Source organism: Streptomyces sp. NPDC037126 (assembly GCF_055605965.1).
In genome coordinates this window covers 261,784-275,007 of the sequence record NZ_JBVJTD010000001.1, presented here as the reverse complement: position 1 = coordinate 275,007, position 13,224 = coordinate 261,784, and the positions used below count along the sequence as shown (strand labels likewise).

The 13,224-nt window shown below is 71.7% G+C and carries 12 protein-coding genes; 7 read left to right on the top strand and 5 right to left on the bottom strand.

All coding sequences use genetic code 11. The features are described 5' to 3' along the window. Nucleotides 1-151: 151 nt before the first annotated feature. Nucleotides 152-1,534 (bottom strand): glycine--tRNA ligase, encoded by a 1,383-nt coding sequence (locus ACZ7FF_RS01205; protein ID WP_470808448.1) that lies wholly within the window; start codon nt 1,532-1,534, stop codon nt 152-154. Nucleotides 1,535-1,697: 163 nt separating this feature from the next. Between ACZ7FF_RS01205 and ACZ7FF_RS01200 the strand changes: the two genes are divergently transcribed. The 4 genes from ACZ7FF_RS01200 to ACZ7FF_RS01185 all read left to right on the top strand — a co-directional run bounded on the left by ACZ7FF_RS01200 (nt 1,698) and on the right by ACZ7FF_RS01185 (nt 4,920). Continuing rightward, nucleotides 1,698-2,657, top strand: coding sequence for a metal ABC transporter substrate-binding protein (locus tag ACZ7FF_RS01200; protein ID WP_470808446.1), 960 nt, complete (start codon nt 1,698-1,700; stop codon nt 2,655-2,657). A 20-nt stretch (nt 2,658-2,677) separates the two neighbouring features. Then, nucleotides 2,678-3,433, top strand: a complete 756-nt coding sequence (locus tag ACZ7FF_RS01195; RefSeq protein WP_470808444.1) for a metal ABC transporter ATP-binding protein — start codon at nt 2,678-2,680, stop codon at nt 3,431-3,433. Further along, entirely contained in the window at nt 3,433-4,335 is a 903-nt protein-coding gene (locus ACZ7FF_RS01190; RefSeq protein ID WP_470808442.1) for a metal ABC transporter permease, read from the top strand. Before ACZ7FF_RS01195 ends, ACZ7FF_RS01190 begins: the two co-directional genes overlap by 1 nt. Before the next feature lie 177 nt (nt 4,336-4,512). Then, a complete protein-coding gene (locus ACZ7FF_RS01185) occupies nt 4,513-4,920 on the top strand; it encodes a Fur family transcriptional regulator (RefSeq protein ID WP_470808440.1) in 408 nt (135 codons plus the stop codon). A gap of 10 nt (nt 4,921-4,930) precedes the next feature. Here the strand turns inward: ACZ7FF_RS01185 and ACZ7FF_RS01180 are convergent, their stop codons facing one another. The 4 genes from ACZ7FF_RS01180 to ACZ7FF_RS01165 all read right to left on the bottom strand — a co-directional run bounded on the left by ACZ7FF_RS01180 (nt 4,931) and on the right by ACZ7FF_RS01165 (nt 8,210). Next, nucleotides 4,931-6,256, bottom strand: coding sequence for a histidine-type phosphatase (locus tag ACZ7FF_RS01180; RefSeq protein WP_470808438.1), 1,326 nt, complete (start codon nt 6,254-6,256; stop codon nt 4,931-4,933). A gap of 40 nt (nt 6,257-6,296) precedes the next feature. Next, nucleotides 6,297-7,139 carry an isoprenyl transferase gene (locus tag ACZ7FF_RS01175; protein ID WP_470808436.1) on the bottom strand — a complete coding sequence of 281 codons (843 nt, stop codon included), beginning with the start codon at nt 7,137-7,139 and terminating at the stop codon, nt 6,297-6,299. A gap of 18 nt (nt 7,140-7,157) precedes the next feature. Beyond that, nucleotides 7,158-7,904: a DNA repair protein RecO gene (recO, locus tag ACZ7FF_RS01170; protein WP_470808435.1), complete on the bottom strand. Its 747-nt coding sequence runs from the start codon at nt 7,902-7,904 to the stop codon at nt 7,158-7,160. Nucleotides 7,905-7,982: 78 nt separating this feature from the next. After that, complete coding sequence (locus tag ACZ7FF_RS01165; RefSeq protein WP_470808433.1) at nt 7,983-8,210, bottom strand: hypothetical protein; 228 nt, start codon at nt 8,208-8,210, stop codon at nt 7,983-7,985. Between the two features lie 438 nt (nt 8,211-8,648). Between ACZ7FF_RS01165 and ACZ7FF_RS01160 the strand changes: the two genes are divergently transcribed. Genes ACZ7FF_RS01160 through ACZ7FF_RS01150 form a run of 3 tightly spaced genes read left to right on the top strand, consistent with a single transcriptional unit; the run spans nt 8,649 to nt 13,223 of the window. Beyond that, entirely contained in the window at nt 8,649-10,289 is a 1,641-nt protein-coding gene (locus tag ACZ7FF_RS01160; protein WP_470808431.1) for an ABC transporter substrate-binding protein, read from the top strand. A 4-nt stretch (nt 10,290-10,293) separates the two neighbouring features. Continuing rightward, nucleotides 10,294-11,250, top strand: a complete 957-nt coding sequence (locus ACZ7FF_RS01155; RefSeq protein ID WP_470808429.1) for an ABC transporter permease — start codon at nt 10,294-10,296, stop codon at nt 11,248-11,250. After that, nucleotides 11,250-13,223 (top strand): dipeptide/oligopeptide/nickel ABC transporter permease/ATP-binding protein, encoded by a 1,974-nt coding sequence (locus tag ACZ7FF_RS01150; RefSeq protein WP_470808427.1) that lies wholly within the window; start codon nt 11,250-11,252, stop codon nt 13,221-13,223. Before ACZ7FF_RS01155 ends, ACZ7FF_RS01150 begins: the two co-directional genes overlap by 1 nt. Nucleotide 13,224 lies beyond the last annotated feature (1 nt).

The window sequence follows — 13,224 nt, the reverse complement described above, 5'->3', positions numbered from 1 at the left end:
ATTTCAATATCTGTCATTCCATACCCGCCCTGCCGGGGCAGCCGGCCCGGGGAAGCCCCACCGGGGCAGCCGGCCCAGGAGACGGAAACGCCCGCCCTCCGGCCGAGCGGGTCGGCCGGAGGGCGGGCGTGAAAAGCGTGCGGGACCGGTGTCAGCAGCCCAGGAGGCGCTGAGCCAGGTAGCCCTCGATCTGGTCGAGGGACACCCGCTCCTGCTTCATCGAGTCGCGCTCACGCACGGTCACCGCGTTGTCCTCGAGCGTGTCGAAGTCGACGGTCACACAGAACGGCGTACCGATCTCGTCCTGACGGCGGTAGCGGCGCCCGATGGCACCCGCGTCGTCGAACTCGATGTTCCAGTTCTGCCGCAGCGCCTGCGCGAGACCCTTGGCCTTCGGGGACAGCTCGGGGTTGCGGGACAGCGGGAGGACGGCGACCTTCACCGGGGCGAGGCGGTGGTCGAGGCGCAGCACCGTGCGCTTCTCCATCTTGCCCTTGGCGTTCGGCGCCTCGTCCTCGACGTAGGCGTCGAGGAGGAAGGCCAGCATGGCCCGGCCGACACCCGCCGCCGGCTCGATGACGTACGGCGTCCAGCGCTCCCCGGCCTCCTGGTCGAAGAAGGAGAGGTCCTGGCCGGAGGCCTTGGAGTGGGCGCCGAGGTCGTAGTCGGTGCGGTTGGCGACGCCCTCCAGCTCACCCCACTCGCTGCCGCCGAACTGGAAGCGGTACTCGATGTCGGCGGTGCGCTTGGAGTAGTGGGAGAGCTTCTCCTTCGGGTGCTCGTACCAGCGCATGTTCTCGGTACGCAGGCCGAGGCCCGTGTACCAGTTCCAGCGCTGCTCCATCCAGTACTCCTGCCACTTCTCGTCCTCGCCCGGCTTGACGAAGAACTCCATCTCCATCTGCTCGAACTCGCGGGTGCGGAAGATGAAGTTGCCCGGCGTGATCTCGTTGCGGAACGACTTGCCCATCTGGGCGATGCCGAACGGCGGCTTGCGGCGCGAGGTGGTCTGCACCTGGGCGAAGTTGGTGAAGATGCCCTGGGCGGTCTCGGGGCGCAGGTAGGCGACGGAGCCGCTGTCCTGCGTCGGGCCGAGGTGCGTCGACAGCAGGCCCGAGAACTGCTTGGGCTCGGTGAACTGGCCCTTGTTGCCGCAGTTCGGGCAGTTGATGTCGGCCAGGCCGCCTGCCGGCGCGTGCCCCTTCTTCTCCTCGTACGCCTCTTCCAGGTGGTCGGCGCGGAACCGCTTGTGACACGCGGTGCACTCGGTCAGCGGGTCCGTGAACGTGGCGACGTGGCCGGACGCGACCCAGACCTCGGAGGCCAGGATGACGGACGAGTCGATACCGACCACGTCCTCGCGCGACGTCACCATGTAGCGCCACCACTGACGCTTGATGTTCTCCTTGAGCTCGACACCCAGCGGTCCGTAGTCCCAGGCGGCGCGCTGTCCGCCGTAGATCTCACTGCAGGGGAAAACGAAGCCACGGCGCTTGCTCAGGCTGACGATGGTGTCGATCTTGTCGGCGGCCACGGTGCTCTCTTCATTACGACGACGGGCGTTGAAGCGAGATGCTTCCAGCGAATGATTCAGGTTACCGGCGCATGCTCCCACACGGCCAAATCGGCCCCCCTGCCGCGAGACCCCGAGCAGAGCTTGTTGACAACGGTTTCCATGTTTGTTGAAAATGACTGTCATGAACGTACGACGACGCCTCATATCCGCCGCCGCGCTCGCCGCGGCCGCCGCGCTCGGGACCGGCACGCTCACCGCCTGCTCCGCCGACGGCGCGGCGGCGGCCGGCACCGGAAAGTTCGACGTCGTCGCGTCGTTCTATCCGATGGCCTTCCTCGCCGAGCGGATCGGCGGCGGCCACGTCCACGTCACCGGTCTCACCTCGCCCGGCCAGGAACCGCACGACCTGGAGATCAGCCCCAAGCAGATCGCGATGCTCCAGGACTCCGACGCGGTCCTGTACCTGAAGAACCTCCAGCCCTCCGTCGACGACGCGGTCGCCCAGTCCCCGGTCAGAACGAAGATCGACGCGGCCTCCCTGACCACGCTGGAGGAACACGGCAACGAGGTCGGCGGCCACGCGGCCGCGCACGACAGCGAGACGAACGGGGAGTCCGCGGGCAAGGACCCGCACATCTGGCTCGACCCCGTGCGCTACGCCCAGGTCGCCCGGGGCGTCGGCGCCGCCTTCGAGAAGGCCGACCCCGAGCACGCCGCCGACTACCGCAGGAACACCGCGGCCCTGGTCAAGCGGCTGAACGGCCTGGACCGGCAGTTCCGCACCGGTCTCGCGCACACGAGGACCAAGGTCTTCATCACCACGCACGCCGCCTTCGGTTACCTCGCCGAGCGCTACGGCCTCACCGAGGAGGCCATCAACGGCCTCGACCCCGAGTCGGAGCCCAGCGCCGCGCGCGTGAAGGACCTGGAGACCCTGGCCAGGGCCGACGGCGTCTCCACCGTCTTCTACGAGACGCTCGTCAGCGACAGGACCGCCAGGACCGTCGCGGGCGACTCGGGCCTGCGGACCGACGTGCTGGACCCCATCGAGGGCATCACGGCCAAGTCCCGCGGCAGGGACTACTTCTCCGTCCAGGAGGCCAACCTCAAGGCCCTCCGGCAGGCGCTGGGGGCCAAGTGACCGGCAGGGAAGGCAGGATCATGGCAGAGCCCGTCATAGCCCTGCGCGGGGTCGGCGCCGAACTCGGCGCGCGCCCGGTGCTGCGCGGCATCGACCTCACCGTCGGCCGCGGCGAGGTCGTCGCGCTCCTCGGCGCGAACGGCTCCGGCAAGTCCACGGCGGTCCGCACGGTCATCGGCCAGGTGCCGGTGAGCGGCGGCACGGTCGAGCTGTTCGGCACCCCGCGGGGCGCCTTCCGCGACTGGGCGCGTGTGGGCTACGTACCCCAGCGCACCACGGCGGCGGGCGGTGTCCCGGCTACGGTCACCGAGATCGTCTCCTCGGGCCGGCTGTCCCGCACCCGCTTCGGCCCCTTCCGCGGGACCGACCGGGGGGCCGTGCGCCGCGCCCTGGAACTGGTCGGCATGGCGGACCGCGCGAAGGACTCCGTGACGGCCCTCTCCGGCGGCCAGCACCAGCGCGTGCTGATCGCCCGCGCCCTCGTCGCCGAGCCCGAACTGCTGATCATGGACGAGCCGATGGCGGGCGTCGACCTGGCCAGCCAGGAGGTGCTGGCCCAGACCCTGCGCGAGCAGGTCTCCCGGGGCACCACGGTCCTGCTCGTGCTGCACGAACTGGGCCCCCTGGAGCCCCTGCTCGACCGGGCTGTCGTCCTGCGCGACGGCCGCGTGGTCCACGACGGGCCGCCCTCCGGGTCGCTCGACCGGGGGGACCCCCACCACCACCCGCACGCACCCGCGGGCACCGCACCGATCGGCACGGGACTGCTGAGCTGATGGACCTCCTGAACTACGCCTTCATGCAGCGGGCGCTCGTCGCCGCCGTGCTGGTCGGCATCACCGCGCCCGCGATCGGCATCTACCTCGTCCAGCGCCGCCAGCCGCTGATGGGCGACGGCATCGGCCACGTGGCGATGACCGGCGTCGGCCTCGGCTTCCTGCTGCACGCCTCGCCGGTGTGGATGGCCACGGCCGTCTCGGCGCTCGGCTCGGTCCTCATGGAACTGATCCGCTGGTACGGCAGGACACGCGGCGACATCGCCCTCGCGATGCTCTTCTACGGCGGCATGGCGGGCGGCGTGATGTTCGTCAACATGGCGCCGGGCGGCTCCAACGCGAACCTCATGTCGTATCTGTTCGGCTCGCTGTCGACGGTCGCCCCCGCGGACGTGACCGCGATCGTGGTGCTCGCCGCGTTCGTCGCCCTGGTGACCCTCGGCCTGCGCCGCCAGCTGTTCGCGGTCAGCCAGGACGAGGAGTTCGCGCGGGTCACCGGGCTGCCCGTGCGCGCCCTGAACCTGCTCACCGCGGTCACCGCGGCGGTCACCGTGACCGTCGCCATGCGGGTGGTCGGCCTGATTCTGGTCTCCGCGCTCATGGTCGTACCGGTCGCCGCCGCGCAGCAGCTCACCCGCAGCTTCGCCGCGACCTTCGCGCTCGCCGTCGCCATCGGCGTCACCGTGTCGGTGAGCGGCACGATCACGTCGTTCTACCAGGACGTGCCGCCCGGTGCGACGATCGTGCTGCTGACCATCGCCGCCTTCGTCGCGCTGAACGTGGCCGCCGCCCCGCTGGCCCGGCGGCGCGCCCGCGCGGCCGCCGCGGCACAGCCGCCCGAAGTCCCGGCGGAGCGCTCGGTTCCGGCCACGCGCACGGCCGCGGACGAGGCCGGAGTCTGACCGCCCGGGGTCCTTGCTGGCACAATGGCCGGGGCAGAGGTGAGACATGAGCCCGCGAGAGAACCGGAGGGGCGCGCCGCTGTGGTGAGCGCGAACGCGCACGCCCGAGGGCCGGACGCGGTCTCGGCCCCGGCGCACAGCGCCCCGCCGGTTGAGCGAGCCATCAAGGAGGCAACGGTGACGACCGCTGGACCGCCCGTGAAGGGCCGCGCGACCAGACAGCGTGCAGCCGTGGCGGCGGCCCTGGACGAGGTCGACGAGTTCCGCAGCGCGCAGGAACTGCACGACATGCTCAAGCACAAGGGTGACTCGGTCGGGCTCACCACCGTCTACCGCACCCTGCAGAACCTCGCCGAGGCCGGCGAGGTCGACGTGCTGCGCACCTCCGACGGCGAGTCCGTCTACCGCCGCTGCTCCACCGGCGAGCACCACCACCACCTGGTCTGCCGCACCTGCGGCAAGGCCGTCGAGGTGGAGGGGCCCGCGGTGGAGAAGTGGGCGGAGGCGATCGCCGCCGAGCACGGCTATGTGAACGTGGCACACACCGTGGAGATCTTCGGCACCTGCGCGGACTGCGCCGCCTAGGGCCTGGCGCTCAGTCGCGGCCGAAGCAGCGCTCCAGTTCGTCCAGGTCGTAGAACGCGGAGCCCTTGGCGATCGGGGTGCAGCCCTGCTTGAAGGCCGTCTCCTTCTCGTTGTAGAGCATGCGAACCAGGTAGCGGCCGCCCTTCTGGAAGACGTCCCACTGGATGTTGGCGCCCAGGGGGGCCACCGACGAGCCCCGCCAGGGGTTGTCGGCGTAGGTGTACGGCTCGTCCGGGTCGGCCGGCCGGGTGCTGCCGGGCAGACCCATCAGCGCGGCCAGCGGGATGATCTCCTCGGCGTGGGTGAAGCGCAGCTCGGCGCCGACGTCGCTGGTGCCGGCGCGCTCGGCCTCGGCCTGCCGGAAGAAGTCGTCGAGGAGGACCTCCGCCATCCGGTAGGTGATGTCGCTGTCGGAGAAGCCGGGGCCCTTCTCGTAGAAGTCCTCGGCGTCGCCGAGGTAGCCGAACCAGGCCGCGTCGGCGCGGGAGAGGTAGCGTTCCATCCCCCAGCCCTCGCCGCCGGGGCTCTCCTCGCTCATCGCGGGGGCGATGGCGTACAGGTCGTAGACGGCCTGGGCCGCCCCGACCTGGTCGGTGATCCCGTCGACGAAGGACCGTGTGAAGATCCGCCGCAGCACGTCGCGGGCGGCCTCGTGGGTCCTCGGCTGGTCGGTGACGGCGTTCAGGGTGTCCTTGAGGCGCTGGTCGTTCGCGAGGTAGTCGCGGTAGGCCGCGCCGCCCGCCGCCTTGTGGAAGTACAGCAGGTCCTTGTCGGTGCGGGTCGGGCCGATCAGCGGCTTCAGCCGGGGGGCGGCCGCGGCGAGGGCGCCGGTGTACTCGGCCGCGCTGTCCACCGCCCGCCCCTGCCCGGAGCTGACCACGTCGATCTTCTCGCCCCGGTCGGCGATCCGCGCGAACAGGGACGGCAGCCGCTCGACCGCGCGGTCGGCCGTGTCCCGCATCTCCTGGCGCCCGCGCCCGCTGAGGTTGCCGTAGCCGACCTGTGCCATGGCGGCCTGGAGGGCCCGCACCGCGGGCCCGAACTCCTCTCCCCTGCGGGTGAGTTGTCCCTGGGCCAGGGCCTTGTCCCACAGCGGGAGGATCAGGTCGCCGTCGCCGCTGTCGGTGGCCGCGCGGGAACCGTGGCGGGAGACGTTCTCGGTGAAGACCGGCGTGAAGCCGGCCGGGGGGCGCTGGTAGGCGCGCGGGCTCTGTTCGGCCGTGTAGACGGCCTTGGTGCCGTAGCTCTCCCGGTGCGCGGGACCGTCCGCGGCGTGCGCGGGCAGGGCGGTCGTCAGCAGGGCGCCGAGGGCGAGGACAGGAATGAGGCGTCTCATGAGTCCCGCATCCTCGGCGGCCCCGGTGAACCGGCGATGGCTACGAGGTTGCCGGGTCGTCGCCCTCCATGGCCAGCAGTTCCTCGTTCGGGACGGCGCCGCCGAACCGCCGGTCGCGGGAGGCGAATTCGAGGCAGGCCCGCCACAGGTCGCGGCGGTCGAAGTCGGGCCACAGCACGTCCTGGAAGACCATCTCGGCGTACGCGCTCTGCCAGAGCAGGTAGTTGGAGGTGCGCTGCTCGCCGCTCGGGCGCAGGAACAGGTCCACGTCCGGCATGTCCGGGTAGTACAGGTACTTCTGGATGGTCTTCTCGCCGACCTTGGACGGGTCGAGCCGCCCCGCCTTCACGTCCTCGGCCATCGCCTTCGCCGCGTCCGCGAGTTCGGCCCGGCCGCCGTAGTTCATGCAGAAGTACAGCGTGAGCCGGTCGTTGCCCTTGGTCTGCTCCTGGGCGACCAGGAGCTCCTTGGCGACCGACTTCCACAGCTTGGGCATCCGGCCCACCCAGCGCACCCGGATGCCGAGCTGGTCGAGCTGGTCGCGGGTCTTGCGGATGAAGTCGCGGTTGAAGTTCATCAGGAAGCGGACCTCGTCGGGCGAGCGCTTCCAGTTCTCGGTGGAGAAGGCGTACAGGGAGATGTTGCGGACGCCGATCTCGATGGAGCCCTGCAGGACGTCGAGCACCCGCTCGGCACCCACCTTGTGCCCCTCGGTGCGCGGCAGCCCGCGCTCCTTCGCCCACCGGCCGTTGCCGTCCATGACGATCGCCACGTGGTTCGGGACCAGCTCACCCGGGAGTTTCGGCGGGCGGGCGCCGGACGGGTGCGGCTCCGGCGTCGTGTACTCGCGCCGCTGGCGCCCCAGGATCCCGCGTACCACCATGTGCCTCTCGTCTCCCTCTCACTTTTCCACGTACCGCAGCGAGCGCAGTCCGCGCTCCAGATGCCAGTGCAGGTAGGCGGACACAAGACCGCTGCCCTCCCGGACGTAGCGCGCCTCGCACGCGTCCGCCGTCTCCCAGTCTCCCGTAAGCAGCGCACCGAGCAGTACCAGGGTCTGGGAGGAGGGCACGACGCTGCCCGGCACCCGGCAGTCGGTGCAGACGGAGCCGCCCGAGGCGACGGAGAAGAACCGGTTGGGGCCGGGCATCCCGCACCTGGCGCAGTCGCCGAAGCTGGGCGCGTACCCGTTGACGGCGAGGGAGCGCAGCAGGAAGGCGTCGAGGACCAGGTGCGGCGCGTGCTCGCCACGGGCGAGCGTCCGCAGGGCCCCCACCAGCAGCAGGTACTGCTGCACGGCGGGCTCGCCCTCGTGGTCGGTGAACCGCTCGGCGGTCTCCAGCATGGCCGTGCCGGCGGTGTACCGCGCATAGTCGGTCACGATCCCGCCGCCGTAGGGGGCGATGGTCTCGCTCTGGGTGCACAGCGGCAGCCCGCGTCCGATCAGCTCGCTCCCCCGCGCGAAGAACTGCACGTCCACATGGGAGAAGGGTTCGAGGCGGGCACCGAACTTCGACTTGGTGCGCCGCACCCCCCGGGCCACGGCCCGCACCCGTCCGTGTCCGCGGGTGAGCAGCGTGATGATCCGGTCCGCCTCACCCAGCTTCTGGGTGCGCAGCACGATGCCGTCGTCGCGGAACAGGCTCATGGCCCCATTCTCGCCCATCGGGACGAGTGGCCGGGGCGGGACCGGGCGAGCGGGGCGGGGGCGGTGGACGGTGGGCGGCTAGAGCGTCTCCCCTCGGCTGCGGGCGTTGGCGTGCGCCGTCGCCGCGCTCAGCCGTTCGGCGTCGGTCGCGCGCCGCACGTCCCCGGGCTCGGCGTCCCACTCCCGGCCGCCGCCGTACGGTCTCAGCTGGACGTACGGCCCCTCGTGCCCCATGACGATCCCGACCCTGCCGGTACGCGTGTCCACGACATGGCTGCCGATGGGGGGCTCGACGGGGTACTTCATGGGGTCACTCCTCCGCTTCTTCGACGCACAACGCCGAGTGTGTGGTCCGCCACGCCTTTCACGTGCTCCCCTCCCCTCCCGAGTTTCACGCTTCGCACACCCGGGGTGACGCTCCGCCTCTACACTCGGCATCGAGTTGCGCCCGTCAAGTGCCGCCCGCACCAGGGGCGTTGGCGACGCCCACCGATTGCCGGGGGGCCGTGCGCGGGCCCGGGGCCGCGGAACTCGAACGGCGCCGACGGGACGCGGGAATCACCCGGGTGGCGCTGGGCCGGGCCGGGTGCGCCGAGGGCGCCACCGGTACCGACCACTGGCGTCTACGCCATTCGTGTGCGCTGTCTTGACCGTCCCCGGAACCCTTCTTATGGTCGCGCTACCGACCGGACGTAGGACGTCGTATCTCCCACTCCCTCCCCCCACCGACCCGTTGGAGGACCCGTGCGCGACGACGTGAGCCCCGGCCCCGACGTACCGGCACCGCGCCGCCGGTCGTTCCTCAGGTTCACCGGCGCCCTCGGCGCGGCCGCCGCGCTGCCGCCCGCGCTCGCCGCCTGTTCCGCCGGCCCCGAGTCGACGAACGACACGGGCGGCGGGGGCGGCGGGAAGGACCGCACCCTGACCGCGGTGATCGGATACGGCAACGACGGCAGCTGGGATCCGACGCAGACCGCGTCCGCGTTCTCGATGGCGGCCAACAACCACATCTACGAGGGGCTGCTGGACACCGACCCGATCTCCCGGGTGCCGTACCCCGCGCTCGGCACCGAGGTGCCGAAGGACCCGGACGCGACCACCTGGCGGTTCGGGCTGCGGCCGGGCGCGACCTTCCACGACGGCAGGCCGGTCACCGCCGACGACGTGGTGTTCACCTACGAGCGCATCCTGGACCCCGGCACGCAGACCCTCGCCAAGGGCTTCTTCGCGAGCTGGCTGCGGGACGTCCGCAAGGTCGACGCGGGCACCGTCGAGCTGGTGCTCGACTTCCCCTTCCCCGAAGGGCTTTCGCGGCTCACCCTGGCCAAGATCATGCCGCGGCACGTGTTCTCCCGGCCCGGCGCCTGGGACGACGCGATCAGGGGGCTGGCCGTGGGCTCCGGGCCGTACCGGCAGAGCGCGCACCACCCCAAGTCCAACACCGCCTTCGCCGCCTTCGACGCCTACAACGGCCCGCTCAGGCCGGCCTTCAGGAAGATGAACTGGCTGACCATCGTGGACGCGGCCCCGCGCGTCGCCAGGATCTCCGGGACCGGCGCCGGCGCCCAGATCGCCGACAACATCCCCTACGCCAACATCCCCCGCCTGGAGCAGGGCGGCCTGAAGGTCGCGAGCGGCGCCGGGATGAACAACCTCTTCCTGATGTTCAACACCCGGCACAAGCCCTTCGACGACGTACGGGTGCGCCAGGCGCTCCACTACGCCATCGACACCGAGAAGATGGTGCGGGTCGCCCTGAAGGGGCACGGACGGCCGGCGTCCTCCTTCCTCGACGAGGGCAACCCGTCCTACCGCCGGGCGAAGACGGTCTACGGCCACGACCCCGCCCGGGCGAAGGCGCTGCTGAAGGCGGCCGGGGTCGGGAACCTCAAGGTCGACGTCCTCGCCGTGAACGTCAGCTGGATCGTGGACTGCCTGCCGACCATCAAGTCCTCCTGGGACGCGATCGGCGTCGAGACGACGCTGGCACCGCAGGAGACCACGGCCGTCTTCACCAAGATGGACCAGAAGCAGGACTACCAGGTCGTCGCCGCCGCCTCCAACCCCAACCAGTTCGGCCTCGACGCCGACCTGATCATGCACTACAACTACGGGCCCCAGAACCTCTGGATGGGCTACACCCGCTGGGCCGGCCACCCCGTCGCCCGACGGCTCTTCAGGGACATGGACCGGGCCACCCGGGAGCCCGACGCGGCGCGGAAACGGGCGATGGTCCAGGACTACATCGACGTCGTCGCCGAGCAGGCCGTGCTGTATCCGGTGGTGCACAACGAGCTGATGACCGCCTGGGACCCGCGCCGGCTCACCGGCATAAGGGCCCAGCCGTATCCGGGGATCAACCTGCTCCGGGCGCGGTGGGTCTGACGGCATGACGGCGGTCGTACGGATCCTGCTGCGCCGTGTCGTCCTGCTCGTGCCGCTGCTGCTCGGGATCGTGCTCTTCGTGTTCCTGGTGATGCGGTTCTCGGACGTCGACCCCGCGTCGGCGTTCTTCCAGGGCGCGAACCCGACCCCGGCGCAGCTGCACGCCTTCCGCGAGCGAGGCGGGCTGCTCGACCCGCTGCCGGTGCGCTACGTCCGCTTCGTCGGCGACCTCCTGCACGGCGACCTCGGCACCAGCGCCCTGACCCGGGCCCCCGTGGCCGACCAGGTGACCACCGCCCTGCCGCTCACCCTCCAGCTGACCTTCCTGGGCCTCGGCATCGCGGTCGTGCTGGCGCTGGCGGGCGGGGTGACGGCCGCCGTTTACCGGGACCGGCTGCCGGACCAGGTCATCCGCGTGGTCTCCCTGGTCGGGGTCGCCGCGCCCGGGTTCTGGCTGGCACTGCTGATGATCCAGTACCTGGCGGTGGACCAGGGCTGGTTCCCGGCCGGCGGCTACGTCAACCCCGCCGACTCCCTCACCGGCTGGCTGCGGACCATGGCGCTGCCCGCGTTCGCGCTGTCCCTGCCGGTGGCCGCCCAGCTGACCCGGATCGTGCGCACCTCGGTGGTGGAGGAGCTGGACAAGGACTACGTGCGCACGGCCATCGGCGGCGGGCTGCCGCCCCGGGTGGTGGTGGGCCGCAACGTCCTCAGGAACGCCCTGGTCAACCCGCTGACCGTGCTCGGGCTGCGGGTCGGCTACCTCCTCGGCGGTGCCGTCGTCATCGAGACGATCTTCTCGCTGCCCGGCATGGGCAAGCTGATGATCGACGCCGTGCAGAACGGCGACCCGGCCGTGGTCCAGGGGGTCGTGCTCACCACGGCCACCGGGTTCGTCGTCGTGAACCTCGTCATCGACATCCTGTACCTGCTGGTCAACCCACGGCTGAGGGCGGCCTGATGATCACGCGTGCGAACATCGCCGGGCGCCTCGCCCGGCCGGGCGTGCGGCTGCGCGGCCTGCGCCGGCTGCCGCCGCTGCCGGCGATCGCCCTCTACTTCCTGGCGGTCGTCGTCCTGGCCGCCGTACTCGCCCCGGTGCTCGCCCCCGACGATCCGCTCGACCAGCAGGACCCGGTCGGCGGCTCGGGGGCGCCGTCGGCCGCGCACTGGATGGGGCAGGACAGTCTCGGCCGGGACGTCCTCAGCCGGCTGATGTACGGCGCCCGCTGGTCCCTGGCGATCGGGCTGGGCTCGACCGCGCTCGCGCTGGTGGCCGGCGCGCTCCTCGGGGCGCTCGCGGCGACCTCGCGGAAGGCGGTCGACGAGACGCTGATGCGCGGCCTGGACGTGGTGATGGCGTTTCCGGGCATCGCGCTCGCGGCCGTGCTCGTCGCCGTGTTCGGCGGCGGGATCGGCGTGCTGATCTGCGCGATCGCCTTCCTGTTCACCCCGCCGGTGGCGCGGGTCGTCCGGGCGAACGTGCTCGACCAGTACGGCGAGGACTACGTCACCGCCGAGCGGGTCATCGGCGCCCGCACCCCGCACATCGTGCTGCGGCACGTGGCCGTCAACTGCGCCGCCCCCGTGCTGGTGTTCTGCACGGTCCAGGTCGCCGAGGCGATCGTCTTCGAGGCGTCGCTGTCCTTCATCGGCGCGGGCGTACGGCCCCCGGACCCGTCCTGGGGCAGTGTCATCGCCGACGGCAAGAACATGGTGCTGACCGGAGGCTGGTGGGCGACCGTCTTCCCGGGGCTGCTGATCCTGCTGACCGTGCTGTCGCTGAACGTCCTGTCCGAAGGCGTCTCGGACGCGTGGGCCGCCCCCGCGCCCCGGGAGGTCGAGACGCCCGGGGACCGGGTGGAGACCGCGGAGCCCGGCACCGGCGGGGTGCTGCCGCTGCCGGGGCTCGCCGAGGCCGCCCGGCGGCTGCGGTCCCGGGCCCGGCCGCTGCCGGACCGGAGCGGGCCGCCGGTGCTGGCGGTGGAGAACCTCACCGTCGGCTTCCCGGACCGGCACCGGGGCGTCGACGTCGTCGCCGGGGTCGGCTTCGAGGTGTACCCCGGTGAAGTCCTCGGCCTGGTGGGCGAGTCCGGCTGCGGGAAGTCGCTGACCGCGCTGACCGTCATGGGCCTCCAGCCGAGGGGGGCCCGCGTGCGCGGCCGGGTGCGCTTCCGTCAGCGGGACCTGCTGACCGAGCCGGCGCGGGTACGGCGGCGGCTGCTCGGGCACGAGATGGCGATGGTCCACCAGGACGCGCTGTCCTCGCTGAACCCGGCGATGACCGTCCGCGCCCAGCTGGGGCAGCTGGCCCGCCGCGGCGGCCGGCGCAGCCCGCGGGAGCTGCTGTCGCTGGTGGGCCTCGAACCGGAGCGCACCCTGCGCAGCTTTCCGCACGAGCTCTCCGGTGGCCAGCGCCAGCGGGTGCTGATCGCCATGGCCCTGTCCCGGGACCCGAGCCTGATCGTCGCCGACGAGCCGACGACCGCCCTGGACGTCACCGTGCAGGCCCAGGTCATGGCGCTGCTGCTGCGGCTGCGCGAGGAACTGGGCTTCGCGCTGCTCCTGGTCTCGCACGATCTGGCGCTGGTCGCCGACGTCACCGACCGGGTGGTGGTGATGTACGGCGGGCAGATCGTGGAGAGCGGGGTGACCGCCGACCTCGTGGCGGCACCGGCCCACCACTACACACGCGGGCTGCTGGGCAGCGTGCTGTCGCTGGAGTCGGCGCAGGAGCGGCTGACCCAGATCGAGGGGGTCGTACCGGCCCCGGCCGACTTCCCCCCGGGCTGCCGTTTCGCGGGCCGCTGCCCGCTGGCGAGCGCGGTGTGCCACGCGCACGCGCCCGTCCTCGCGGGCACGGCCGGGCACGCGGCCGCCTGCCACCACCCGGCCGTGGATCCGACGTCGGCGGAGAGCGAGGCCCTGCAGTGAT